The organism is Mesorhizobium sp. M0590 (genome assembly GCF_040320905.1).
Classification (GTDB): domain Bacteria; phylum Pseudomonadota; class Alphaproteobacteria; order Rhizobiales; family Rhizobiaceae; genus Mesorhizobium.
Genome location: NZ_JAMYQN010000010.1, coordinates 221,256 through 244,932, shown reverse-complemented (window position 1 = coordinate 244,932; position 23,677 = coordinate 221,256). Strand labels below are relative to the sequence as shown.

The following is a 23,677-nucleotide window of genomic DNA, read 5'->3' as shown; positions in this document are numbered from 1 at the left end:
GCTTCTCGCCGGTGGAGCCTTGCTGCGCATAACCAGGTAATGGAAGAACAGTCGATGCGTGTCCGGCGTTGCGTTGGATCTTGGGGGAGCAGACAAATCATGACAGGAATTCCCGATCTCGCGGCCATAAAGGCGATGGATGCCGCGGATCCGCTGCGCGCAATGCGCGACCGCTTTGTGTTGCCGCAAGGAGTGATCTATCTCGACGGCAATTCGCTAGGAGCTGCTTCACGTGCCGCTTTCGATGAACTGCACAAGGCCGCGACCGAAGAATGGTCGCATGATCTCATCCGCGCATGGAACACGGCCGGCTGGTTCAACATGCCGCTTGAACTTGGCGACCAGCTCGGGCGCCTGATCGGTGCCGCGGCCGGCCAGACAGTGGTCTGCGACACGACATCGGTCAACATCTACAAGCTGCTGCACGCCGCCATGGCAATGCGACCGGAGCGGCAGGTCATCGTCGCCGAGGGCGATAGTTTTCCGACGGACCTCTACATAGCTGAGGGTGTGGTTTCGACGCGAAAAGATACGCTGCTGCGCCTCTCGGGGGTCGACGCGCCGACCGTCGAAGAGCTGATCGACGAACGCACCGCCGTGGTGCTGGTCAACCACGTCAACTACAAGTCGGGCGAACTGCGCGACATGCCGGCGCTGACGCGCAGGGCTCAGGAAGCCGGGGCGATGATCGTCTGGGATCTCTGCCACACCGCCGGCGCGATGCCAGTCGAGCTCGACAAGGCAAACGCCGATTTTGCCGTTGGCTGCACCTACAAATATCTGAATGGCGGCCCGGGCGCGCCTGCCTTCATCTATGCGGCTGAGCGGCATCTTTCCGACATCCAGCAGCCGCTCACCGGCTGGTGGGGCCATGCACGGCCCTTCGCCTTCGAGCCAGGCTATGCGGCCGGCACCGGCATCCGCCGGTTTCTGTGCGGCACGCAGCCGGTCCTGTCGATGCGCACGCTGAAGGGCGCGCTCGACATCTGGAACGATGTCGACATGACGGCGGTGCGCAAGAAGAGCATCGCGCTGGCGGATCTGTTCATCGAGCTTGTCGAGGCAAAGTGCGGCACTTACGGGCTCACGCTCGAAAGCACGCGCGATGGGGAAAAACGCGGCAGCCAGATCTCATTCATGCATGAGCATGGCTACCAGGTCATGCGCGCGCTGATCGAACGTGGCGTGATCGGCGATTTTCGCGCGCCATCGACCATGCGCTTCGGCTTCACCCCGCTCTATGTCGGCTATGCCGATGTCTGGCAGGCCGTCAAATTGCTTGAGGACATCCTGCGCACCGGTGCGTGGAAGGATGCGCGCTTCGCCATCAAAGCAGCTGTCACTTGAGATTGATGCGAGAGCTGGAATCGTGAGGCTGGCGACGACGCGCCGCGCGATGCTCACGGCTACGTTGCAAGGCCATATTGCCAGGGAGGCGCAGGGTGTTCGAACGTCACATTGCCGATTGGGACAACGCTTATGCCAACGGCGCCAACATAGCCGGCAGCGATCGCTGGCCGGCGGCCTGGATCGAGCCCGCGCGGGTTTTCCGCGACGTGCTTTCGACCGAGGGCAGGGCGCGGCTCGACATGGCCTATGGCGACAACCCACGCAACCGGCTCGATCTTTTCCTGCCGGCCATCAAGCCCAAGGGACTCGTGGTGTTCGTTCATGGCGGCTACTGGATGGCATTCGACAAGAGTTTCTGGTCGCATCTTGCCACTGGCCCTGTTGATCGCGGCTATGCGGTGGCGATGCCGTCCTACACGCTCTGTCCGCAGATACGCATTGGCGGCATCGTCAAGGAAGTCGGCGCGGCGATCGGCAAGGCGGCGGCGATGGTTCCAGGGCCGCTGATGCTGACCGGACACTCGGCCGGCGGCCATCTTGTTAGCCGGATGGTTACGGCGACGACGCCGCTGGCGCCCGAAGTGGTCCGGCGCGTTCGTCACGTGGTGTCGATCTCGGGGGTGCACGATTTGCGCCCGATCATGCGCACCGGCATGAACGAGACGCTGGCGATCGATGAGGCCGAGGCGCAGGCCGAAAGTCCGGTGCTGCTGCGCCCGATGGACAAGGCCCGCCTGACCTGCTGGGCCGGCGGCGGCGAGCGCGCCGAATTCCTGCGTCAGAGCGCGTTGCTGGCCAACATCTGGATCGGCCTGGGTACCGCGACCAGCTCGGTGGTCGAGCCTGACCGGCATCATTTCAACATCATCGACGGTTTGGCCGATCCAGACCATCCGCTGACCCGGACCTTGATTTCGGAGTGAGGCAGGTTCAGCGTAGCATCAGTACGTCGCAGGGGGAGCCCGCCGCCGCGGCAGGAGCGAACGGCGCGCGAACGATCAGCCCGTTGGCATCGGCCAGCATTTTCAGCATCGAGGAGTCCTGGATGCCGAACGGCGTCGCCACGAGCGTACCGGTGTCATCTATGACAACAGCCCGCACATAATCTTGCCTGAGATCGTTGGCCGGCATGGCAGCACCGAGCCGTGCCCGACGTATATCCTGCTGAAAGGCGCGGCCACCGAGCCGCGCCAGCAGCGGCTTCAGGAAGAGCTGAGTGCAGACCAGGCTTGCCACCGGATTGCCGGGCAGGCCGATGCAGCGAATGTCTCCCAGCCGCCCGAACATCAGTGGCTTGCCCGGCCGCATGGCGATCTTCCAGAAATCGAGCGTCATGCCTTGCCCGGTCAGCACGTCATGGACGAAGTCGTGGTCACCGACCGAGGCACCGCCCAGCGTGACGATGACGTTCGCGCCAGCCTTCACGGCCTTTTCAACCAGCGCAGCGATCGCCTCCCTGCGGTCCGGCGCGATGCCAAGGTCGAGCGCGCGCGCACCGACCGACTGTGCGGCAGCGGCGACACCATAGGCGTTGGAGGAGATGATCTGGTCGGGGCCAACATCGCTGCCCGGCGGCAGCAATTCGTCGCCGGTGGCGATGATGGCGACCAGCGGCCGTTTGACCACGCGCACCTCGGGGTGATTGGCCGATGCCGCCAGCGACAAGGCCGCCGGGTCGAGCAGGCGGCCTTTGGGCAGCAGGACATCGCTCTTGGCGAAATCGAGCCCGAGGCGGCGGATGTTGCGCCCCTGCACCGTCGGTTCCGTCACTTCGACGCTGCCGCCACCGAGATCGCGGACGTTCTCCTGGATGACGATAGTGTCGGCGCCTTCGGGAAGCGGCGCGCCGGTAAAGATGCGCACGGCCTGCCGCTGCTGCACCGTTCCGGCAAAGCCGCGTCCGGCCGGCGCCATGCCGACCACCGAAAGCTTTGCCGGTACGGACGCGATATCGGCCGCCCGCACGGCATAGCCGTCCATGGCGGAGGCGTTGAACGGCGGCTGGGTGCGGAGCGCCACAACCGGCTCCGCCAGCACGCGGTCGGCGGCATCCAGCAGTGCGACGCGTTCGCCCGGCAGCGCTGCTGCGCCGTCCAGCAGGCGCTCGAGCGCCTCGGCAACTGGGACCAGCGCCATTATCGGCCTGCCTCGGTGGCCCCGTCTCCGGTGATCTTGTAGTCGCCGGATTTGCCGCCGGTCTTTTCAACCAGCCTGATGCCGGAGATGACCATGGCGCGGTCGACCGCCTTGGCCATGTCGTAGATGGTCAGGCAAGCGACCGAGACGGCACTCAGAGCCTCCATCTCAACGCCGGTCTTGCCGGTGACGCGGGTCAATGCTGTCACCTTCAGGCCGGGCAGCGCGGCGTCCGCCTCGATATCGACAGATATCCTGGTCAGCAGCAGCGGATGGCAAAGCGGGATCAGTTCATGCGTCTTCTTGGCCGCCATGATGCCGGCAATGCGCGCGGTGCCCAGCACGTCGCCCTTCTTGGCGTCGCCGGCGAGGATCATGTCCAGCGTCTCGGGCCGCATCGCGACAAAACCTTCTGCGACTGCCGTGCGCACCGTCTCAGCCTTGTCGCCGACATCGACCATGTTGGCTTCGCCCTGCGCGCCAAGATGGGTGAGGGCGGCCGCCATCCTCAAACGACCTCTGCCGGCGCCTTGCCCGTCAACAGCAGGCGCGTTGCCGCGGCCACGTCCTGCTGGCGCATCAGGCTCTCGCCGACCAGGAAAGTCGCAATGCCGCTCTGCTCCAGCCGGCGGCAATCGTCGTGCGAAAAGATACCGCTCTCGCTGACCAGATGGCGGTCGGCCGGCACCATCGCTACCAGCCGCTCCGAGGTCTGTAGGCTGGTTTCGAAGGTCCGGAGATTGCGGTTGTTGATTCCGATCAGCCGCGACGACAGCCGCAGCGCGCGTTCCATTTCAGCCTCGTCATGCACTTCGACCAGCGCGTCCATGCCGAGCCCGAACGCTGTCGCTTCGAGTTCTCTTGCCAACGCGTCGTCGACGCTGGCCATGATGATCAGGATGGCATCGGCGCCCCATGCCCTGGCCTCGTAGACCTGATAGGGGTCGAACAGGAAATCCTTGCGCAATGCAGGCAGCTCGATGGCAGCGCGCGCAGTGGTGAGGAATTCGGGCGCGCCTTGGAAGGAGGGTGCGTCGGTCAGCACCGAAAGGCAGGCGGCACCGCCCTTCGCATAGGCCCTGGCCAGCGTCGGTGGATCGAAATCGGCGCGGATCAGGCCTTTGGATGGGCTAGCCTTCTTGATTTCGGCAATCAGCGCGAACCTGCCGGATTTGCGCTTTGCTTCAAGGGCGGAAAGAAAGCCGCGCGGCGCGTCGGCATCCGTCGCCCGTGCCTTGATCTCGGCGAGCGGCACGCGCGCCTTGGCCGCCGTGATCTCGTCGCGCTTGTAAGCCTCGATCTTGCGCAGGATGTCGGACATGGTTTTAACCGTTCGAAATTTCGATCAGCCTGTCGAGCACTTTCAGCGAGCGGCCGCTGTCGATGGCCTGCGCCGCCGTTACCATGCCGTCGGCAAGCGTCGTCGCTTTGCCGGCCACCACCAGCCCGGCGCCGGCATTCATCAGCACCGTATCGCGAAAGGCGCCGGCGGCGCCGCCCAGCATGTCGCGCAGTGCCTGGGCGTTGTGGGCGGCGTCGCCGCCGCGCAACTCGTCCTTGGTGTGCCGCTTCAGTCCGACGGCTTCCGGGGTCAGCGTAAAGCTGCGGATCTCGCCGCCGGCCAGTTCGGCGACAAGTGTCTCGCCGGTGGTGGTGATCTCGTCATAGCCGTCGCCATGGACGATCCAGGCATGGTCGGCACCAAGTTCCTTCAACGTTTCTGCCACGGGCATGATCCATTCGGGCAAGAACACGCCGACCATCTGCCGTCTGACACTCGCCGGATTGGAAAGCGGGCCCAGCAGGTTGAAGATGGTGCGGGTTCCGAGCTCGACCCGGGTCGGGCCGACATGCTTCATCGCCGGGTGATGCGCCGGCGCGAACATGAAGCCGACGCCGGCCTCGTGGATGCAGCGGCCGATCGTCTCCGGAGGGATGTCGATCTTGACGCCCAATGCGATCAGCACATCGGCGGCGCCGGTCAGCGAGGACAGTCCGCGATTGCCGTGCTTGGCGACGGGCACGCCGCTGCCGGCGATGACGAAAGCGGATGCGGTCGAAATGTTGACGCTGTGCGAATTGTCGCCGCCGGTGCCGACAATGTCGATGGCGCCCTCGGGGGCTTCGACACGTAGCATCTTGGCGCGCATGGTGGCGACGGCGCCGGCGATCTCGCTGACGGTCTCACCGCGCACGCGCAAAGCCATCAAGAAGCCGCCGATCTGGCCGGGGGTAGCATCGCCCGACATGATAATGTCGAAGGCCTCGCGCGCCTCCTCGAAAGAAAGAGCGCTGCCGGCGGCGACCTTGGCGATGTGGATCTTCAGCGCGCTCATCTGGCCAGGGCTTGGGTTACGGCCGTCTGATCGATGCGGACGTCATATTGCGTCTGCAACTGCGCCACCAACTGGTCGAGCAGGTCGTCGGACATGCCGGAGGTGAAGGACTTCTGTGCGTCCTCGGGTACTGAGCTGGCATCGGCCCCGGCAGGCTCGAACACCTCGGCAACCTTGAACAGGATCTGTCCGTCGCCCGTAGGTGAGGGGATCAGCCCGGTGCCGCCTTCGCCGACGCCGAACATCGCGGCGGCCCCTTCCTTGCCGAAATCGACGTCGTCAGCATCGCGCTTGACGCCGCGCTTGGTCTGCTTTTCGAGCTTGAGCTCACCGGTGATCACCTCGAGCGTGGCGCCGGCCTTGAGACGCTTCTCGAGCTCTTGTGCTTTTGCGGTGAGCCGTTTGGTGGTCTCCGCCGCGGTCCAGTCGGCCACGACCTTCTGGCGGACTTCGTCCAATGTGCGGTCGCGGGCAGGCGTGATCGCGCTCACGTCGTAGAAGACGAAGCCGTTATCGGCGGTGGTGAGGCCTTCATTGTCGGTTCCGGGTTCGGATTCGAACACCGCCTTGATGAGTGCCGGCGATTCCGGCAGGTCTTTGACGATGCTTCCATCCGGCCGTTGGCCGGTGCGATCGATGGCATCGATGGTGACGACCTTCAGCTTCAATTTGGCGGCTACCTCGGCGAGCGAACTGCCCGAGGCGCGCGTATCCTCGTAATTGTCGTGCACGTCCAGCAAGATGCGGCTTGCCTCGCCCAGTGCCAGGTCCTTGCGGATCTGCTCGGATACTTCGGCCAGCGGCTTCACCACTTCCGGCTTGATCTCGGTGACGCGCAGCAGAACGGGACCAAATGCGCCTTGTACGACCGGGCTGACCTCATTGACATTGAGCTTGAAGGCAGCGTCGGCGACCGCCTTGTCGGCGATCTTGTCCTTGGCCAGCGTGCCGAGCAGCGTGTCGGCCGGCGTCTTGCCTTCGGCAGCGACGATCTTGTCGAAGGTCGCGCCGGTCCTGAGCGAATCGAGCGCCGCCTTTGCGGCATCAGGTGTCTTGAACACAAGCTGCTCGATGGTGCGCATCTCCGGCGTGGTGTAGCGCGCCTTGTTCTTATTGTAGTCGTCGCTGACCTGTTGGTCGGTCACCGCGCTCAAATCCATGATGTCTTCCGGTTCGAGCCTGACATAGAAGAACTTGCGGTATTCGGGCGCAGCGTAGGTTTTCTTGTTTTCCTCGAAATAGGCCGAAAGCGCGCTGTCGGACGGCGCTTCTATCGGCTCGACAAGCGATTTTGGCAAGGTCAGGTAGTCGATGGTGCGATCTTCGCCGCGATAGAGCGCGACCGCCTTGAAGAATGTATCCGGGGCCTTGAGGCCGTCCGAAACCGCCTCGACGATCTGCTGGCGGACCGCGACCTGGGCGCGGTTCTTCAAATAGTCTTCCGGCCGCATGCCGATCTGCCGAAGCAGGTACTCGAAGGTTCTCCTGTCGAAGCTTCCGGCAGGCCCTTTGAACGCCGGGTCTTCACGCGTCAGTTCGGCGAGCCGGTCCTTTGACAGGCCGAGTCCGAGCTTGCGGGCCTGCTCGTCGAGGACAGCGCCCGACACGAGTTGCGCCAGCACCTGGTTGTCGATGCCGAGCGCCGTCGCTTGCTCACGGCTGATGCGCTGGCCGAATTGCTGCGACATGACGCTGAGCTGGCGATCGTAGGCGAGGCGGTATTCGTTGATCGAGACCTTGGTGCCTCCGGCCGTGATCACGGCATCATGGCCGGCAAGACCGCCCATCAGCCGCCCCGAGATGCCCCAGACGGCGAAGCTCAACACCAACAATGACAGCAGCAGTTTAGCGACCCAGGTCCCCGCCGCGCTTCTCAACATACCAAGCATGAGTACTTCCGATTTTTGCGCATTTCGCATGCGCCGAGTCTGAAACAAGCGCAATAGCGCCCTTCCTGCCCACTGTCGATTGCTTTGTGGCCTGATTTTGATAGTGAGGGCCAGCTGGAAATTGCCCGGAGAAACAAATCCCATGACGCCTGGAATCCGCCCGCTCGTCGCCGGCAACTGGAAAATGAACGGCACCAGCGCCTCGCTCAACGAGCTCAGGATGATCGGCAACGGCTTCATGAGTGGGCTCGACGCCGAGACCGAAGCGGTGGTCTGCGTGCCGGCGACCTTGCTTGCGCACGCCGCCGAGATTCTGTCGCGCACGCCGGTGCGGGCCGGCGGAGAGGATTGCCACACCGAGGAAAGCGGCGCCTATACCGGCTGCATTTCGGCCGAGATGCTGAAGGATGCAGGTGCCAGCCATGTCATCGTCGGCCATTCCGAATGCCGCGCCGATCGCAAGGAGGACGATGCCTTGGTCCAGGCCAAGGCCTCCGCCGCATGGCGCGCCGGGCTGGTGGCCATCATCTGCATTGGTGAGACAAGAGCCGAACGAGAAGCAGGAGCCACGCTCGACGTGCTGTCGCGCCAGGTCGCTGGCTCGGTCCCGCCAAACGCCACGGCTTCCAACACCGTCATTGCCTATGAGCCAATATGGGCGATTGGGACCGGCTTGACCCCGACCGCCGCCGACGTCGCCGAGGCACATGCGCATATCCGCGAAGAACTGGCACGGAAGCTCGGCAATACGGCGGCCAAGATGCGCATTCTCTACGGCGGCTCGGTCAAGCCGTCCAACGCCGTCGAGTTGCTCGGCGTCAGGAATGTCGATGGCGCGCTGGTCGGCGGCGCCAGCCTAAAGGCGGCGGACTTCCTCGGCATCGCGGAAGCCTATCGAAACATCGCTTGATACAAGGGCTGCTTGCTGCATTTGAGCGGACGGCCGGCGCCGAAATCGTTGCAAAGGACGCATTGCTTCCCATATTCCGGCCACGGGCTTGGAAATGCCGTCAAAGCATTGTATTGAGCCGCCTCCAAATCAGCGGCCGCACAAGGCCTTGCCAGGGTAAATTATGGAAACCGTACTGATCGTCGTCCACCTCATGGTCGTGCTCGCGCTTGTCGGCGTGGTGCTGCTGCAGCGCTCCGAAGGCGGCGGCCTCGGCATCGGCGGCGGATCGGGCTTCATGACCGCGCGTGGCGCCGCCAATGCGCTGACGCGGGCGACGGCGATCCTGGCTGCCGCTTTCTTCGTCACTTCGCTGACACTGTCGATCGTTGCGCGCTATGGCGAGAAGCCGATCGACATTCTCGATCGCGTGCCGGCGACCTCGGACGGAGCAGGCAAGGGCGTACTCAACCAATTGCCTGGAACCACGACGCCGACGCCGCCGTCGGGCACCACGGCACCGACCCCGCCGTCCGGCAATGGCGCGGCAACGACGCCGCCGGCAACCGCTCCGGCGACGCCGCCAGCGACAAACGGCGCCACCGCGCCGGCCACGCCGCAGGTCCCCAACCAGTAATAGGGCAACTTATGCCGCGATCTGTTGTCGTTTGAACACAGTCGCGGCAAATGCCGCATGATCATGAAGATTCGACTGCGCCTCACGCTTGAGGCGCTTCCGGCTAATCGATTATACGTTGCACGCGGCATTCTCGGCGTCCTTGGGGGGCGCCGGGCGACGCCGTGGGCAACAAGCATTGAACGATCGGATCTTCCCCATGCAGCTTCGCAGCTTCATTTTTGCCGGCCTTTGTGCCGTGCTCAGCCTAGGTGCGCCCGCTTACGCGGCCATGCCGACGGCAAACTCGGCCCACAAAGCCGCAACAACAACCGACGTCGTCAAGGTCGCTGCCAAAAGCGATGCAGCGCAATTGAAGCTTCTCAGGAAGAAGAAAGATCCGACGCCGGACGACCTTGCGCAGATCCGCAAGATCGAAGCCAAGATCGCAGCCGACAAGGAAGCCGCTCGCGCCAAGGCACTCGAAGCCAGGAAGCTGGCGATGCGCGAGGCGGCGAAAGCCAAAGCCGATGCGGAACGGCAGGCGTTCCTTGCCAAGAAGAGCCAGCCGCTCGCAACGGCCAAGGTGGCTGACGCCACGCCGGCCAAGAAGAAGACCGTCAACATCATCGAACCGATTACGCCCATTGCGCCGATCCAGTCGGCCGAGCCGATCCCGACCGAGGCCATGAACGTTGCGCTGACCGGCAACAATGGCGAGTTGCGCAGCGAACCGGTCGGGCAGAAGCCGCAGAGCGTCGGGCTGTTCGCGGGACTGTTCGGCGGCACATCCTCTTCGTCGATGTCGCTGCTTCCGGAAACACGCGCGCTCGACGCCGCGCTCGAAAGGAAGCAGGCCAAGCGGCAGTTCAAGGTCAAGGCGGAATTCGTGCCGCAGGAGGTCGAATTCACCGGCTACAACCCCGGCACCATCGTCATCGATACCAGCGCCCGTCGTCTCTACCTCGTCGAATCATCGTCAACCGCCCGCCGTTATGCCATCGCGGTCGGCCGGGAAGGCCTGCAGTTCAAGGGTACGGTTGCCGTCGGCGACAAGCAGGAATGGCCGCGCTGGATTCCGACGCTGGATATGCAAAAGCGCGAACCCAAGCACTATGGCCAGTACAAGGACGGCATGCCCGGCGGCGGCGACAATCCGCTCGGTGCGCGCGCCATCTATCTTTACGACGGCAAGAAAGATACCCACCTGCGCATTCACGGCACCATCGCGCCGCAGTCGATCGGAACCAGCGCCTCCAATGGCTGCTTCCGCATGATCAACGAGCACGTCATGGACCTTTACCGCCGGGTGAAAGTAGGCACCAAAGTCGTCATCATCTGACGCTTTGACAGATCGTGCCAAAAGGGCCGGCCTCGCCGGCCCTTTTGTTTTGACACGCCAACGACCAGAGCGCCTTCTTGGGAAAAAGCCTTCGCGGCGGTTTTTTCTCTGGCGGAATCAATTCGGCCGCGTTAAGCGATGACTCCCATGGCGCGATATGTATTCATCACAGGCGGCGTGGTTTCCTCACTTGGAAAAGGCATTGCTGCAGCGGCCCTTGGGGCTCTCTTGCAGGCGCGGGGCTATCGCGCACGCATCAAAAAGCTCGATCCCTATCTCAATGTCGATCCCGGCACGATGTCGCCCTATCAGCACGGCGAAGTCTTCGTGACCGATGATGGGGCCGAGACCGATCTCGATCTTGGCCATTATGAGCGCTTCACCGGCCGCTCGGCCAACCAGCAAGACAACATCACCACCGGCCGGATCTATAAGAACATCATCGAGCGCGAGCGGCGCGGCGACTATCTCGGCGCTACCGTGCAGGTCATTCCGCACGTCACCGACGAGATCAAGAATTTCGTCCTCAACGGCAATGACGACTACGATTTCGTGCTGTGCGAGATCGGCGGCACCGTCGGCGACATCGAAGCGATGCCGTTCCTGGAGGCGATCCGCCAGCTCGGCAACGACCTGCCGCGCAACAACGCCGTCTACGTCCACCTGACCTTGATGCCTTACATTCCGACGGCAGGCGAACTGAAGACCAAGCCGACGCAGCATTCGGTCAAGGAGTTGCGCGGCATCGGCATTGCACCCGACATACTGCTGGTCCGCGCCGACCGGCCGATCCCCAAGGAAGAGCGCAGAAAGCTGTCGCTGTTCTGCAATGTCCGCGAAAGCGCCGTCATCCAGGCGCTCGACGTCCCGCATATCTACGACGTGCCGATGGCCTATCACAATGAAGGGCTGGATTCGGAAGTGCTGGCGGCCTTCGGCATCGATCCGGCGCCGAAGCCGCGCATGGAACGGTGGCAAGCGGTGTCCAACCGCATTCACAATCCGGAAGGCGAAGTGACCATTGCCGTCGTCGGCAAATATACCGGCCTCAAGGACGCCTACAAATCGCTGATCGAGGCGCTGTCGCATGGCGGCCTCGCCAACCGGGTCAAGGTCAAGCTCGACTGGATCGAAAGCGAGATATTCGAGAAGGAAGACCCGGCGCCGTGGCTGGAGAAGGTCCATGGCATTCTCGTCCCCGGCGGTTTTGGCGAGCGCGGCTCGGAGGGCAAGATCCTGGCGGCGAAGTTCGCGCGCGAGCGCAAGGTGCCGTATTTCGGCATCTGCTTCGGCATGCAGATGGCCTGCATCGAGGCGGCGCGTTCGCTGGCTGGCGTCGAGCGCGCATCATCGACCGAGTTCGGTCCAACCGAGGAGCCGGTCGTCGGCTTGATGACCGAATGGCTGAAGGGCAACATGCTGGAAAAGCGCAGGGAAACCGGCGACCTTGGTGGTACCATGCGGCTCGGTGCCTACCAGGCCGACCTCGCCAAGGGATCGAAGATCGCCGAGATCTATGGCGATACCCAGATTTCCGAACGCCATCGCCACCGCTACGAGGTCAATGTCGACTACAAGGAGCGGCTCGAGGATTGCGGCCTGGTGTTTGCCGGCATGTCGCCGGACGGCGTGCTACCGGAAACGGTCGAATATCCCGACCACCCATGGTTCATCGGCGTGCAGTACCATCCCGAGTTGAAAAGCCGGCCGCTCGATCCGCACCCGCTGTTTGCCAGCTTCATCGAGGCGGCGGTAGAGCAGTCGCGGCTGGTCTAGACTAGCCGCCCATGCAAACTTACGTCGCGCTGCTCTACAGCATTGTCCTGGGCGAGGGGCGGCGGGTCGTCATGTCCGATCTGAAGGCGATGGCCGAAGGCCTGGGTCTGAATAACCCGCGCACGCTGGTAGCGACCGGCAATCTGGTCTTCGAGGCGCAAGAAACAGAACTTGCGGCGTTGGAGCAGCGGCTGGAGGCGGCGTTCGCAAAGACTTTCGGCCGCCACGTCGACATCATCGTGCGCCGCGCCGACGGCTGGCTGAAGCTGGCGGCCGGCAATCCGTTCCCAGCCGAATCGGCTGAGGCCGCGGACCAGGTGGCGGTGCGCGTGATGCGGGCGCCCGTTTCCCCTGATGCGGTCTCTGCGCTGCGGGCCTATATCGGCAGGAATGAAAAGCTGCTGGCGGTGGGCGGCGACATCTGGATCGTCTTTTCGCGCGAGACGCCGAGTTCGCGGCTGCTTGCGGCGGTGAGCCACAAACGTCTCGGCATCGGCACCTCGCGCAACTGGAATACAGTGCGCCGCCTGGCCAAGATGGTCGCAGAATAGACGGGGCGGCTCGCGCCGCCCCGAGTCTGTTCAGGCCTTGGCTATCCTTGCTTCGGCACCGAGTGCCATCGTGCGCAGCACGTAGTAGATGACGCCGGCAATTGCCACGCCGAAGAACCAGCCATAGACGCCCCACCATGACGGCAGCAGGCTGGTGAAGTTGGGCAGGATCGAGGAGAAGACCGCGCCGATACCGGCGGCGATGAAGGCATTGACGTGCCAGCCGCCCTGAAAGCGGAATTCGCCATTCTCCCTGTAGAGCGCCTCGACGTCGACCTCGCCCTTCCGGATCAGGTAATAGTCGACCATCATCACGCCGAAGATAGGCCCCATCGTCGCGCCAACGATGTTGACGAAGGAGGCGGCACTGCCTTCCCAGGGCGCGAATGGATAGAGCACCAGCGCGATCAGCGCCGCGATGTAGCCGCCCTTCTTGAAGTCGATCTGGCGTGGAAAGACATTGGAGAAGTCGAAGGCCGGCGACACGAAGTTCGCCACCACATTGATGCCGAGCGTCGCCACGGCAAAGGTCAGGGCTGCGAGCGCCGCCAGGAACCAGCTGTCGAATTTCGCCGAAATCTGGTCGGGATGCAGCAGCACCTCGCCATAGACGTCGAAGGCGGCGATCGTGGTGACGCCGGCGACCAGCGAGAACAGGATAAGATTGACCGGCAGGCCCCAGATGTTGCCCTTGCGCAGCGATGCCTTGTCCGGGGCGTAGCGCGCGAAATCGCAGAAGTTGAGATAGAGCGCGGAGAAATAGGTCACCCAGATCGCGGCCACCGCAAACAGCGAGGTCCAGGAGCCCGGCGTGCCCGGCACGCCCGCGTCCTTTGTCTTTTCCAGCAGCACATCCATCGGGATGTCGCTGGTGAAAGCGAAGGTGCCTGCCTTGATGCAAAGATAGATCGCCAGGATCAGCATCATCACCCACACCGCCGGTCCGGCCCAATCCTGGAAGCGGCGCACCGTTTCCATGCCCCTCTGAATGATCAGGAGCTGCAGCGCCCAGATGATGACGAAACAGATCACCTCGAGCCCGGAGTGGCCGAGGAAATGGGTGCTCTGGTTGAAGTCGGCGAACCATTGCGAGCGGATCAGCAGGGCTACGATCGCCCCGGAGGCGGCCGCCGTCTGCGCGCCGTACCAGAAGCAGGCGACGATGGCGCGCACCAGCGCCGGTATGTTGGCGCCCCAGATGCCGAAGGAGGCACGCGCCAGGACCGGGTAGGGCACCCCGGTCTTCACGCCGGCATAGCCGACCATGTTCATCAACGCATAGATGATCAGCGAACCGATACCGATGGCGATGATGAAGTTGACGAAGCCGCCGCAGAACAGGAACAGGCTGGCAGCGAGATAGTAGCCCCACAGGCTGTGGACGTCCGACGTCCAGACGTTGAAGATCGAGAACGGTCCCCAGTTTCGAACCTTCGCCGGAGCGAGATCCTCATTGTACAGGTCCGGTGATGCGCCTTGTATTGTCATTGCTATGTCCTCCCCTTGCAACCGCACGCGCCTCCACGCATGGCACGCAGGTTAAGCCTGACGCAGGGGAACCGGCAGGCAGACGATTTGCCGGCTTTGGGCTTAAAGTCATTCAATGAGAAACGCCCTTATCGGCGTGGCGTCGTTGAGCTTCTAGCGCCGGCGATTCGGTGGGGTGACACCGATCGCTCGACCTAAGCTCCAGAGTCCACCTTGTGCGTGATCAGGGCGGCAAGCTTTTTGGGCGCTTGTGCGCGATAACTCTCATCGAGCCATGACTTCAGTTGTCCCATCGGTGGCAGTTCGTCCGGTGCTGGTTCGAACGTCACCCATCCGCTCTTGCCAAGGCCGTACTCCGTCGGCGACGCATAGTGGAGCTTTCTCGCCTCGTCGCCGCTGTAGGGGAGTTTGAGAGAGATGCTGAACGGTTCGCCTTCAAGGCTCAAATAAGCAAAGGTCTTGCCTTTCACCGCGAGATCGTCGTGACCAGGCCACGGACTCTTTGTCTCGGCGCCCGGATAGGTGAGGCCGAAGGCGCGCAGTTCCTTGAGAACAGCATCGGTCGAAGCACGCGATTTCCTACTCATCAACTCTCCTCCATCGCTGTCAGCGGCTTACGGTCCGGCTTCGAGAAAAGCCCGGGCAAAACCGGGCTGCACGGCTTCTATCGTTCCATCGGGCAACTTCAAAAGCCGGTCGATTGCGATGCCGTAGAGCCGCAATCGGTCCTCGAGCAGCCGCGCTGCTTCGTCGATATTGCCCTGATCGGCCTGTAGCAGGGCGCGGTGCATCACGTCCCGAAAGGTCAGCCGGAGTTGCAGGAACATCTCGGCAAAAGCTTCCGGGTCGGGCACGTCGAGATTGCCTTCCTCGCTTCCCCTCCTGAGCAGATTTGTGATTATCGGCTCGGCCAGTTCCCTGGCCGCCTGGTCGACCCGATGGAAGAGGGCAAGGTTCTCGGGCCGGAACACGACGAAGAACGTTTTTCGCAATTGCGGGGCAAGCTCGATGTTCAGCCGTCGCGAGCCGGCAAAGAGTGCATTGAGCCGGCCAATCCCATCGAGTGACGGGTCGTCGAGGAGGGGTTGCAGCTCGGCAAGGCTGTCACGTGCGAGACGTCTGGCGAGCGCCTCCAGCAGGGCCTCCTTCGACGCGAAATAGTGATAGAACGCACCCTTCGACAAGCCGGCCTCGCGGATGATGTCGTTCACCGTCGTGTTGTCGTAGCCATGCTCGAAGAAAAGCCGCTGGGCACAGTCGAGGAGCTCGGCGGATCGTATCTCCGGCGGCTTTATCACTCGGGGCAAAATCGACCTCACAAAGTACAGGGGGCAAGAGGAGCACGAACCGTTTCTTTATGCAACTTTTATAGACCGACGGTCGGTCTAATGCTATGTCTGCCACCGCTCCGACGTTCGCATTCGATGGTGGAAGGAGAGCTTCTTGCGACGGATACGTTGGACTGTCGGCATCGTTCTTGTCGCGGCGACCGCTGCTTTCGGCGCTTGGTATGTGTTGCAGCCGGCCAAGGTTTCGGTCGTGACGCCACAACGCGGCGACGCGGCCGAGATCGTTTACGCGAGTGGCTCGGTCGAGCCGCGAACCTGGGCCAAGGTGACTCCCGTTGTCCGCGAGAGGATCGTCGAGCAGTGTAATTGCGAGGGGTCGAGGGTGGCACAAGGCGATGTGCTCGCCAAGCTCGACGACAGCGAGGCCCGGGCCGTGCTTGGCGAGATCGAAGCGCGTCAAGCACTTGCCCAGGAAGAGCTCCGGAGGCTGACCGTGCTTGCCGAAAGGCGTGCGGCAAGCCAGCAGGCGCTCGATCGCGCGCAAAGCGAGCTTGGCCAGATCGAAGCGCTGGTTGCCGGACAGAAAGCGCGGCTCGACACCTACGTCTTACGAGCGCCGAGCGCCGGTATCGTGCTCAGGCAGGACGGCGAGGTCGGTGAGATCGCCGAACTCGGCGCCGTGTTGTTCTGGGTCGGCGAGCCGAAGCCGCTGCTGGTGGTCGCCGAGGTCAACGAGGAGGACATTCCACGGGTCGAGATCGGCCAGCGCGCGCTGCTTAAATCCGATGCGTTCCCTCGGCAGAATCTGGAAGCGGTGGTCGACAGCATCACGCCCAAGGGCGATCCGGTGACGAAGACCTATCGCGTCCGCTTCCGCCTGCCGGACAATACGCCGCTTCGTATAGGCATGTCGACCGACGTGAACATCGTCATCCGCGTTTCGAAAAATGCGCTGTTGATCCCGTCGGTTGCGGTGGATGGGAACAAGGTGTTCGTAGTCGAAGGCGACAAGGCCTGGCGGCGTGAAATCCGAACGGGCATTCGCGGCACCAATGGCGTCGAAGTACAGTCAGGCATCGACGAGAAGGTCAGCATCGTCTCGCCCTATCCCGCCGACCTCGGCGACGGGGGGCGCGTGAGCATCGCCGCCGCGCAGGAGAGATAGGCAACGATGGCGCTGATCGTCGACATTGCCGTAACGCATATCGCCGGCCGCGGCCGCCAGACGTTGGTCGCCATAGTCGGCGTTGCGGTCGGTGTCGGCTTCTCCATCGCCATGGCGGCGCTGATGCAGGGCGGGCAGGACGATTTCGTCAGGCAGCTCGTCGACACGATGCCGCATGTCGACATCACCGACGAGCAGCGCACCGCCCGCCGGCAGCCGGCCGAGGACTACTTCGAGACCGCCGCCATCTCGGGGCTCCGGCCACGCGACGATCGGCGCGGCATCATCAACCCGACCGCCGCGACCTCCTGGCTGGAGAGCTGGATTCCCGGCCGGTTCGCAGCAAGCCTCAAGACGCAGGGCGTGATCCGGTATTCCAGCCGCGAAGTGGGCGCAGCTATCATCGGGGTCGATCCGCAGCGCGAGACCGGCGTTTCACCGATCGTCGGAGAGTTCGTCGAAGGCAGCTTTTCGGCACTTGCCGCGGGCGGCAACAACGTGCTGATCGGCAACACGATGGCGAGCCGGCTCGGTGCCGGGTTCGGCGATACGATAACGGCGGTCTCCTCGGAAGGGCTGACGCGCAATTTCAAGATCGCCGGCCTTTTCCACACCGGCACCACCGCGCGCGACGAAGGCGAAGCTTATGTGCTTTTGAAGAACGCGCAGATTCTCTCAGCGCGGCCAAACGCCATCAACGAGATACGCATCAAGCTGGACGATCCAAATCGCGCCCCAGCGGTGGCGCGCCGTGCCGAGGCTGAACTGGGCTACAAGGCCGTGGCGTGGCAAGAAGCCAACGAATCGATTCTCGAAGCGCTCGTTGTGCGCAACGTCATCATGTACACGGTGGTCGGCGCGATCATGCTGGTTGCTGGCTTCGGCATCTACAACATCATCTCCACCATCACGCATGAGAAGGCGCGCGACATCGCCATCATGAAATCGCTCGGCTTCCCAGAGTCCGACATGCGCCGGCTCTTTCTGCTCGAAGGCCTGGTGATCGGCGCTGCCGGTTCCGCTCTCGGCGGGCTGCTTGGCTTCTCCATGACCTATGCACTGTCGCTGGTGCGTTTCGAGATCGCCGCGACCGGCCAGGAGATGACCCGGCTGCCGATAGCCTGGAGCCTGACCCACTATATCATCGCCTCGGCCTTCGCACTGGGCTCGGCGGCGGTGGCTGGCTACCTGCCGGCGCGCCGTGCAGCGCGCCTGAATCCGGTCGACATAATAAGAGGCGCGACATGAGCGCACTCATCGAGACCGAGAGACTGACCCGCATCTTGCCAGAGACGGTCCCCGTTACGCTGGTCAAGGACATCACGCTCACGATCAACGACAACGAATTCGTCGCCGTGACCGGTCCCTCCGGCTCCGGTAAGTCCTCGCTGCTCTATCTGCTTGGGTTGCTCGACCGGCCGACAGGCGGGACCTTGAGGATAGGCGGACGCGATAGCGAGCCTATGAATGAAAGGGAGCGGGCGCAGACACGGCTTTCGACGCTGGGCTTCGTCTTCCAGTTTCATTTCCTTCTGCCGGAATTCACGGCGCGCGAAAATGTAGAAATTCCAATGCGCAAGCTTGGTCGGCTGGCCCGACCCGTGATGCGCGAACGGGCTGGCGAGTTGCTGTCATCGCTGGGGCTCGGCGAACATCTCGACAAGCGGCCGGACCAGCTTTCGGGAGGCCAGCGTCAGCGCGTCGCGGTGGCACGTTCGCTCGCCAACGACCCGCCGCTTATCCTCGCCGATGAGCCGACGGGGAGCCTCGACAGCAAGAGCTCCGAGCAGGTGTTCACAATCCTGGAGAATCTGGTGCGCGAACGCGGCAAGACGGTCGTGGCAGTCACGCATGACCTGGACATGGCGGCGCGCATGGATCGCCGCATTCACATGGTGGACGGGAAGATCAGCTGAACCGGGCCACGGCGCGATCAGGCCACCGCCGACGTCTCGAAACTGGCCTCGAGCCAGGCTATTGCGCCGATCACGTCGTCGAGGGCATAGTTTGCGGCCGTCGGTCCGTTCGGCTTCACGCGGATGGAGATGCCGCCAATTTCATTGATCGCCTCGAAACCGTGTTCGTCCGATGTATCGTCTCCGAGGAATATCGGCCGCCGGCCGACAAAGGGCGGAATGTCCATGAAACGCCGGATGGCAGCACCTTTGACGGCTTCCAAAGGCATGAGCTCGACGCCGGCGTTTCCCGGAAGCACCCGATAACCCTTCGGAAGCCGGGCCAATGCCTGTTCGACGAGCTGGATTGCGGGTGCAAGCAGTTGCGGTGCTGCTCTTGTATGAACGGCAAGGACCGGCCCCTTGCGCTCGACATAGACCTTGCCGCTGCCCAGTTCGGCCTCGATCTCGTCCGCAAGGGCGGCGATGTCGGCCGGCGCGTCGGCGGCATCGATCGGACCGCTCGGCGTCAGCCGGTGCTCCAGCCCATACAGTCCGGCGATCCGCAGCTTCAGCGGATGGAACAGCTTGTCCACGGCGGGAATCGATCGGCCGGTGATGAAGGCGACCGCACCATCCAGCCGCCGCTCGATGCGTTCGAGCAGATTGCGCAATTCCTCGCCGACGAACACCGCGTCGGGATGGGCAGCGTGTTCCAGCAGGGTTCCGTCGATGTCGAGGAAGAGCGCCCATTGCCCTTCCGACAGGTTCAACGCCGGCGGTTGTTCAAACCTTTTCACGACGCTGCCTTCCGAGCCCGCTCGAACATCGAGATGACGTTGTTGGTGTTCGATGGCGGGCGCTCGCCGGTTCCGGTCACCCTGTCGAGATCGCCGCGTTTGCGCAGGCGCGCGGCGTCCAGCAGCATACTGCCGGCCCAGCGGTAGACATTGTTGTCGCGGACCATCTCGCGCATCGGCCGCAAACGTTCGCGCTGCTCTTCCGGCGTCATCGTCAGCGCCTGCAACAGCGCCTCGCTCATCATGGCCGCATCGTAGGGGTTGACGATCAGCGCTTCCAGCAGTTCGCGCGAGGCACCGGCGAAGGTGCTGAGCAAAAGCACGCCCTGTTCGTCGTCGCGCGCTGCGACGAATTCCTTGGCGACAAGGTTCATGCCGTCATGCAGACTGGTGACCATACAGATGTCGGCGGCGCGATAGACCTCGTAGACCTGCTCCTGCCGATGATGTTCGGCGACCATCAGGATAGGGCTGTATGTCTCGCTGCCATAGCGCCGGTTGAGCTCCTCGGCACAGCGGCGGCATTCGTCGTGGAGTTGCTGGTAGGCGGGCAATGTCCCCCGGCTCGGCGCGGCGATCTGCAGGAAAACCACCTTGCCTATCCATTCGGGATATCTCGTGAACAATTCGTCCAAGGCATGGAAGCGATCGAGAATGCCTTTCGTGTAGTCGAGGCGCTCGACGCCAACGCATAGTTTGGTATCCGCAGACAGGCCGAATCTGTCGCGCACGCTGGCGCGGCACTCCTCCACAGACGGCAGTTTTGCCAGCAATTGGGCCGGCCATTCTATGGAAATGGGATAGGCGTGGACCAATGTGGTCTGCCCACCATAGGAGATTGCCGCGTCTGCCCGTTCGATCCGGCTCTCCAGAAAGCGGTCGACACTTTCGGTGAAGTTGTTGGCATGGAATTGGGTATGAAAGCCGATGATCGAACTGCCGAGCAGTCCTTCCAGGATCCGCTCACGCCACGGACAGATGCTGAACACTTCCGAATTGGGCCAAGGGATGTGCCAGAAGGTGATGACTATCGCGTCCGGCAGGCGCTGGCGAATCATGCGTGGCAGCAGCGCAAAATGGTAGTCCTGCACCAGCACGATCGGCCGTTCGTTGCGGGCTTCGGCAACCACCGTATCGGCGAATTTGCGGTTGACGGCCTCGTAGGCGTCCCAGTCCGAGGCGCGAAACACGGGGCGGGTGAAGGCGATATGGCAAAGCGGCCATAGGCCCTCATTAGCGAAGCCCAGATAATAGCCCTGATATTCCTCCTCCGTCAGCCAGACCCTGCGCAGCGTGTAGGACGGATTGCCTGGCGGCACCTGCACCCGGTCGTCCTTGTCGACGGTGAGGCGGTCTGCCGTGCCGCCGCCATAGGCGATCCAGGTGCCGGCACAGGCGCGGGTGATGGGCTCGAGTGCCGAAACCAGCCCGCTGGCCGGCACCAAAAGTTGGACCCCGTCATCCTTGATGTTGTGGATGTAGGGTTCGCGGTTGGACACCACGATGACCTGTGCGTCCGGCAGGTCGTCGGCCAGGATCTTGCGCAAAGTGTCGGGCGACCATGTGACCAGTGCCGCATCGGCCGACTGGCCGTTCTTTTCGAACTCGCGCAGCACCTTGCGTGCCGCTTCCGACGCGACATCCTCGCTCGGCGTGTATGCGGCCGCCGTTGCGCGGCCGCGACGCTGGCGGGATATCGACAGGAGAATGGCAAAAGCGGAAAAGCCAAAACTTGCAATCAGCAAAACCCAGAGCAGGTTTACAGTATAATCTGACATGGAATGTGATCTCGCCTCCGGCCGGTCGATAGCCGTTTTTTTATTTGTTTTCTGGTTCGCCGCCGTATGACAACGACAACGTCCCCGCCCCGCCTATTTTTGCAACGCACAAAGAGGCTATCGGTTCCGGACGATTGCAATGCCGCGCGTCATTTTCGATGCGCCGCATCGCGGCGGCATCAAGTGCGTACGATGAGCGGCACCATCCCCTCATACCGATCAGCGAGAAAGGCGACGACCCGGTCGCCGACACGCTGGAATGTGAGGTCGACCACTGTCGAGCCGACACCTAGATGCCGCAATGTCAGCGTGTCGATGCCGATCGGCAGCCTTGGGCGGGTGACCCGGATTTCGCTGTTCCAGCCGTCGATTTCGAGCCCAAGGCAGGCCTGCATGAGCATGAAGGCCGATCCCGCCGACCAGGCCTGCGGCAGGCAGGCGACGGGATAGGCGATGGGCGCTTCGCCCGGCGACCGGGTAAAGCCGCAGAACAGTTCCGGCAGCCGCATGTTGAAATGGACAGCCGATTCGAACGTGCCGCTCATCAGCCTGACTACGCTCTCGCGCACTCCATAACGTGCCAGGCCGGCACCGCACATGGCGGTGTCGTGCGGCCAGATCGAACCATTGTGGTAGGACATCGGATTGAAGAATATCGCATCGTCGGCCAGCGTCCTCACTCCCCAACCAGAGTGGAACGACGCAGAGAGCAGCTGATCGGCGACCATCTGCGCCCGTTCCGGCTCGGGCAGCCCGACAAAGAGAAGATGGCCGGCATTCGACGTCCGTACCTTGCAGAGCTCGCCTGCACCATCGATCGCCAGTGCATAGAAATTGAGATCGTCCATCCAGAAATGGCGTTCCACCGCGGCGCGCATGGTTTCGGCGCGTTCCTCCCAATGATCGGCCTTGTCGTCCTCGCCGCGGCGGCGGGCGAGCGCCGCCAGCCCACGGAACGCGGCAAAGACGTAGCCTTGCACCTCGACCAGGGCGATCGGCCCCTTGGGCATGCGGCCATCGGCATGGAAGACGGAATCGAAACTGTCCTTCCAGCCCTGGTTGGCAAGGCCGGTCTCGGCGCCGCGCTGGTAGGTAACGAAGCCGGTCGCGCGGCTTGTCTCCTCCGTCCATTCGGCCGCTGCACAGAGCGATGGCCACAGGCTGTCGACGAACGCCATGTCGCCGGTACGATCCGCATAGGCGCAAGCGAGATGAATGTAGAGCGGCGTGGTATCGACGCCGCCGTAATAGCGGCCGAACGGGAGCTCCCGCAGTGCCGCCATCTCGCCCTTGCGGGTCTCGTGCATGATCTTGCCCGGCTGCGAATCGCTGAACGGCGACGTTTCGGTCGCCTGATGCTGGGCGAGAAAGGCGAGTACGCCGCGCGCCAGCCCAGGATTCAACCACAGCATCTGCAGTGCGGAAATCACCCCGTCACGGCCAAATGCCGTCGAGAACCAGGGTATGCCGGCATAGGGGTAAGGTCCGGTTGAAAGCTCGGTGGTCAGCAACGCCACGTCCGCGCGCGCGCGTTCGATCCAGTCGTTGAAGACGCGGCCGGAGCTGTGCACCGTCGCGCCGTGGCGGCGTTTGGCGCGCATGCCGAAGCGAGCGCGGGCGGCAGCAGCCCGAAAACGGTCGCGGTCGGGTGTCTCCGCCACTTCCGGGCCGACCTCGATATAGAGGACCTCGCTGCTGCGCTTCGTCACCGCAACCAGGAAATCCGCGCGGCTGGCGGTCAAATTGTCCGGCGCCTGCGAGAACGAGATCGCCGACAGGCGCACGAGCTGGTCCAGCCCGTCATATCGAAGCACCACGGATGTCGGACTGGTCTCGGCGGCGTGGGCTATTCCGCGCTTGAGCCGGGTCGAACCGCGCACCTCGAACATGTCGCGGAAATCTGCTGCGAAATGCAAGGAAACCCGAATGGCCGACGATTCCTGGCTGTAGTTGGAAAGGGTGATGCGCTCGAACAGCCGGTCCTGCCAAAGCAGCCTGACGCGTTCTATGTGGATCGCGCCCTGCGGAATGTCGCGACCACCGACACTCTGGATCGGCAGATTGGTCAGGTTCGAGGTGAAAAGCACATTGTCCTGGCTGAGCGAGGCGCCGAGCAACGACATTTGCCGGCCACCGACCGTCAGCCGGAATTCCGAAAGCACACGCGTGTCGTCTCGGAAAAAGCCATCGCCGGCGCCGCGGATGTCGCCATAGGCGTCGGCCACCGCGAAGCAGTCGGCTTGCTTGAGGGCGAACAGCCGGTGCGGCTCCCGGGGCGCAACCTCGTCGAGGGAGGCAAGGGCTACGGCGGGATCAAGCTTACGCTCGTCGAGTTGATTCATACGTCACAAGCTCTGTCGTTTCGTTCCAACGTCCA

Annotated in this window: 21 protein-coding genes; 10 read left to right on the top strand and 11 right to left on the bottom strand. The window is 63.2% G+C overall.

Annotated features, from left to right (window positions below):
- Window positions 1-99 precede the first annotated feature (99 nt).
- Window positions 100-1,347: a kynureninase gene (gene kynU, locus NKI52_RS18850; RefSeq protein WP_352636748.1), complete on the top strand. Its 1,248-nt coding sequence runs from the start codon at window positions 100-102 to the stop codon at window positions 1,345-1,347.
- A gap of 95 nt (window positions 1,348-1,442) precedes the next feature.
- Window positions 1,443-2,273, top strand: coding sequence for a hormone-sensitive lipase (locus NKI52_RS18845; protein ID WP_352568687.1), 831 nt, complete (start codon window positions 1,443-1,445; stop codon window positions 2,271-2,273).
- Window positions 2,274-2,280: 7 nt separating this feature from the next.
- On the opposite strand, the gene NKI52_RS18840 is transcribed toward NKI52_RS18845, so the two are convergent.
- The 5 genes from NKI52_RS18840 to NKI52_RS18820 are packed head-to-tail and all read right to left on the bottom strand — an operon-like array spanning window position 2,281 to window position 7,711.
- The gene (locus NKI52_RS18840; RefSeq protein ID WP_352699016.1) at window positions 2,281-3,486 is read right to left on the bottom strand and encodes a molybdopterin molybdotransferase MoeA; all 1,206 of its coding nucleotides are present in this window, start codon (window positions 3,484-3,486) and stop codon (window positions 2,281-2,283) included.
- Entirely contained in the window at window positions 3,486-3,992 is a 507-nt protein-coding gene (gene moaC / locus NKI52_RS18835) for a cyclic pyranopterin monophosphate synthase MoaC (RefSeq protein ID WP_352448833.1), read from the bottom strand. Before moaC ends, NKI52_RS18840 begins: the two co-directional genes overlap by 1 nt.
- Window positions 3,993-3,994: 2 nt before the next feature.
- The gene (trpC, locus tag NKI52_RS18830) at window positions 3,995-4,807 is read right to left on the bottom strand and encodes an indole-3-glycerol phosphate synthase TrpC (RefSeq protein ID WP_352699014.1); all 813 of its coding nucleotides are present in this window, start codon (window positions 4,805-4,807) and stop codon (window positions 3,995-3,997) included.
- A 4-nt stretch (window positions 4,808-4,811) separates the two neighbouring features.
- On the bottom strand, window positions 4,812-5,822 hold the full coding sequence (trpD, locus tag NKI52_RS18825; protein WP_352621814.1) for an anthranilate phosphoribosyltransferase: 1,011 nt from the start codon (window positions 5,820-5,822) through the stop codon (window positions 4,812-4,814).
- A complete protein-coding gene (locus NKI52_RS18820) occupies window positions 5,819-7,711 on the bottom strand; it encodes a SurA N-terminal domain-containing protein (protein ID WP_352699012.1) in 1,893 nt (630 codons plus the stop codon). The genes trpD and NKI52_RS18820 overlap by 4 nt, the downstream gene beginning before the upstream one ends.
- Before the next feature lie 142 nt (window positions 7,712-7,853).
- Here NKI52_RS18820 and tpiA point away from each other — a divergent pair, with 142 nt between their 5' ends.
- The 5 genes from tpiA to NKI52_RS18795 all read left to right on the top strand — a co-directional run bounded on the left by tpiA (window position 7,854) and on the right by NKI52_RS18795 (window position 12,885).
- Complete coding sequence (gene tpiA / locus NKI52_RS18815; protein ID WP_023674957.1) at window positions 7,854-8,621, top strand: triose-phosphate isomerase; 768 nt, start codon at window positions 7,854-7,856, stop codon at window positions 8,619-8,621.
- Between the two features lie 163 nt (window positions 8,622-8,784).
- Window positions 8,785-9,237, top strand: a complete 453-nt coding sequence (secG, locus tag NKI52_RS18810) for a preprotein translocase subunit SecG (protein WP_254817294.1) — start codon at window positions 8,785-8,787, stop codon at window positions 9,235-9,237.
- Window positions 9,238-9,436: 199 nt separating this feature from the next.
- Complete coding sequence (locus NKI52_RS18805) at window positions 9,437-10,558, top strand: L,D-transpeptidase (protein WP_352699010.1); 1,122 nt, start codon at window positions 9,437-9,439, stop codon at window positions 10,556-10,558.
- Between the two features lie 147 nt (window positions 10,559-10,705).
- Window positions 10,706-12,334 carry a CTP synthase gene (gene pyrG / locus NKI52_RS18800; RefSeq protein WP_023674960.1) on the top strand — a complete coding sequence of 543 codons (1,629 nt, stop codon included), beginning with the start codon at window positions 10,706-10,708 and terminating at the stop codon, window positions 12,332-12,334.
- 11 nt (window positions 12,335-12,345) lie between these two features.
- Window positions 12,346-12,885: a DUF1697 domain-containing protein gene (locus NKI52_RS18795; RefSeq protein WP_352699008.1), complete on the top strand. Its 540-nt coding sequence runs from the start codon at window positions 12,346-12,348 to the stop codon at window positions 12,883-12,885.
- Window positions 12,886-12,915: 30 nt separating this feature from the next.
- Here NKI52_RS18795 and NKI52_RS18790 read toward each other — a convergent pair whose 3' ends face one another.
- The 3 genes from NKI52_RS18790 to NKI52_RS18780 all read right to left on the bottom strand — a co-directional run bounded on the left by NKI52_RS18790 (window position 12,916) and on the right by NKI52_RS18780 (window position 15,680).
- Window positions 12,916-14,373: an NCS1 family nucleobase:cation symporter-1 gene (locus NKI52_RS18790; protein WP_352699006.1), complete on the bottom strand. Its 1,458-nt coding sequence runs from the start codon at window positions 14,371-14,373 to the stop codon at window positions 12,916-12,918.
- A 194-nt stretch (window positions 14,374-14,567) separates the two neighbouring features.
- Window positions 14,568-14,960 carry an MmcQ/YjbR family DNA-binding protein gene (locus tag NKI52_RS18785; protein ID WP_352474256.1) on the bottom strand — a complete coding sequence of 131 codons (393 nt, stop codon included), beginning with the start codon at window positions 14,958-14,960 and terminating at the stop codon, window positions 14,568-14,570.
- Between the two features lie 27 nt (window positions 14,961-14,987).
- Window positions 14,988-15,680 carry a TetR/AcrR family transcriptional regulator gene (locus tag NKI52_RS18780; protein WP_352681166.1) on the bottom strand — a complete coding sequence of 231 codons (693 nt, stop codon included), beginning with the start codon at window positions 15,678-15,680 and terminating at the stop codon, window positions 14,988-14,990.
- 136 nt (window positions 15,681-15,816) lie between these two features.
- Here NKI52_RS18780 and NKI52_RS18775 point away from each other — a divergent pair, with 136 nt between their 5' ends.
- Genes NKI52_RS18775 through NKI52_RS18765 form a run of 3 tightly spaced genes read left to right on the top strand, consistent with a single transcriptional unit; the run spans window position 15,817 to window position 18,743 of the window.
- Window positions 15,817-16,827, top strand: a complete 1,011-nt coding sequence (locus tag NKI52_RS18775; protein ID WP_502897767.1) for an efflux RND transporter periplasmic adaptor subunit — start codon at window positions 15,817-15,819, stop codon at window positions 16,825-16,827.
- Window positions 16,828-16,833: 6 nt separating this feature from the next.
- Window positions 16,834-18,075, top strand: a complete 1,242-nt coding sequence (locus NKI52_RS18770) for an ABC transporter permease (RefSeq protein WP_352681167.1) — start codon at window positions 16,834-16,836, stop codon at window positions 18,073-18,075.
- Window positions 18,072-18,743 carry an ABC transporter ATP-binding protein gene (locus NKI52_RS18765; RefSeq protein ID WP_352681168.1) on the top strand — a complete coding sequence of 224 codons (672 nt, stop codon included), beginning with the start codon at window positions 18,072-18,074 and terminating at the stop codon, window positions 18,741-18,743. The genes NKI52_RS18770 and NKI52_RS18765 overlap by 4 nt, the downstream gene beginning before the upstream one ends.
- Window positions 18,744-18,760: 17 nt before the next feature.
- Here NKI52_RS18765 and otsB read toward each other — a convergent pair whose 3' ends face one another.
- The 3 genes from otsB to NKI52_RS18750 all read right to left on the bottom strand — a co-directional run bounded on the left by otsB (window position 18,761) and on the right by NKI52_RS18750 (window position 23,642).
- Window positions 18,761-19,522 (bottom strand): trehalose-phosphatase, encoded by a 762-nt coding sequence (otsB, locus tag NKI52_RS18760; protein ID WP_352681170.1) that lies wholly within the window; start codon window positions 19,520-19,522, stop codon window positions 18,761-18,763.
- Window positions 19,519-21,300, bottom strand: coding sequence for an alpha,alpha-trehalose-phosphate synthase (UDP-forming) (locus NKI52_RS18755; RefSeq protein ID WP_023674969.1), 1,782 nt, complete (start codon window positions 21,298-21,300; stop codon window positions 19,519-19,521). Before NKI52_RS18755 ends, otsB begins: the two co-directional genes overlap by 4 nt.
- Window positions 21,301-21,479: 179 nt before the next feature.
- Entirely contained in the window at window positions 21,480-23,642 is a 2,163-nt protein-coding gene (locus NKI52_RS18750) for an amylo-alpha-1,6-glucosidase (protein ID WP_352646123.1), read from the bottom strand.
- Between the last annotated feature and the right edge of the window lie 35 nt (window positions 23,643-23,677).

What these genes read in the sequence shown, in the direction of transcription:
- secG (WP_254817294.1), top strand. Translation starts at nt 8,785, where the DNA reads ATGGAAACCGTACTGATCGTCGTCCACCTCATGGTCGTGCTCGCGCTT.
- moaC (WP_352448833.1), bottom strand. Translation starts at nt 3,992, where the DNA reads ATGGCGGCCGCCCTCACCCATCTTGGCGCGCAGGGCGAAGCCAACATG.
- NKI52_RS18770 (WP_352681167.1), top strand. Translation starts at nt 16,834, where the DNA reads ATGGCGCTGATCGTCGACATTGCCGTAACGCATATCGCCGGCCGCGGC.
- tpiA (WP_023674957.1), top strand. Translation starts at nt 7,854, where the DNA reads ATGACGCCTGGAATCCGCCCGCTCGTCGCCGGCAACTGGAAAATGAAC.
- NKI52_RS18790 (WP_352699006.1), bottom strand. Translation starts at nt 14,373, where the DNA reads ATGACAATACAAGGCGCATCACCGGACCTGTACAATGAGGATCTCGCT.
- NKI52_RS18750 (WP_352646123.1), bottom strand. Translation starts at nt 23,642, where the DNA reads ATGAATCAACTCGACGAGCGTAAGCTTGATCCCGCCGTAGCCCTTGCC.
- NKI52_RS18805 (WP_352699010.1), top strand. Translation starts at nt 9,437, where the DNA reads ATGCAGCTTCGCAGCTTCATTTTTGCCGGCCTTTGTGCCGTGCTCAGC.
- trpD (WP_352621814.1), bottom strand. Translation starts at nt 5,822, where the DNA reads ATGAGCGCGCTGAAGATCCACATCGCCAAGGTCGCCGCCGGCAGCGCT.
- NKI52_RS18785 (WP_352474256.1), bottom strand. Translation starts at nt 14,960, where the DNA reads ATGAGTAGGAAATCGCGTGCTTCGACCGATGCTGTTCTCAAGGAACTG.
- NKI52_RS18795 (WP_352699008.1), top strand. Translation starts at nt 12,346, where the DNA reads ATGCAAACTTACGTCGCGCTGCTCTACAGCATTGTCCTGGGCGAGGGG.
- pyrG (WP_023674960.1), top strand. Translation starts at nt 10,706, where the DNA reads ATGGCGCGATATGTATTCATCACAGGCGGCGTGGTTTCCTCACTTGGA.
- NKI52_RS18820 (WP_352699012.1), bottom strand. Translation starts at nt 7,711, where the DNA reads ATGCTTGGTATGTTGAGAAGCGCGGCGGGGACCTGGGTCGCTAAACTG.
- trpC (WP_352699014.1), bottom strand. Translation starts at nt 4,807, where the DNA reads ATGTCCGACATCCTGCGCAAGATCGAGGCTTACAAGCGCGACGAGATC.
- kynU (WP_352636748.1), top strand. Translation starts at nt 100, where the DNA reads ATGACAGGAATTCCCGATCTCGCGGCCATAAAGGCGATGGATGCCGCG.
- NKI52_RS18755 (WP_023674969.1), bottom strand. Translation starts at nt 21,300, where the DNA reads ATGTCAGATTATACTGTAAACCTGCTCTGGGTTTTGCTGATTGCAAGT.
- NKI52_RS18840 (WP_352699016.1), bottom strand. Translation starts at nt 3,486, where the DNA reads ATGGCGCTGGTCCCAGTTGCCGAGGCGCTCGAGCGCCTGCTGGACGGC.
- NKI52_RS18765 (WP_352681168.1), top strand. Translation starts at nt 18,072, where the DNA reads ATGAGCGCACTCATCGAGACCGAGAGACTGACCCGCATCTTGCCAGAG.